At 75.6% G+C, this 221-nt stretch carries 1 protein-coding gene; it reads right to left on the reverse strand.

Translation table 11 applies throughout. The features are described 5' to 3' along the window. Positions 1–221 (reverse strand): hypothetical protein (locus QWY29_RS20765; protein WP_300963105.1); only part of this gene is annotated, 221 nt, incomplete at both ends.

Genomic DNA, 221 nt, shown 5'->3' on the forward strand with positions numbered 1-221 from the left:
AGGCCCAGACGCTCGATGGCGGCGAGGAGGGACCGTCGCCCCGCGACGGAACCGGTCCACTCACGGCCGGACAACGCGTGGTTCCAGTCGCCGCCCCAGTTGGTGGGGGCGCTGGCCTCGACCGCCGCGACCGCGGCGGTGGTCCGCTCGGCGCTCGTGGCGCCGACCCAGGGATCCCGGGTGCCGCAGGAGCGCCAGGGGAGGATGGAGGAGCAGACAGC

The organism is Nocardioides abyssi, from assembly GCF_030412915.1.
GTDB lineage: Bacteria > Actinomycetota > Actinomycetes > Propionibacteriales > Nocardioidaceae > Nocardioides > Nocardioides abyssi.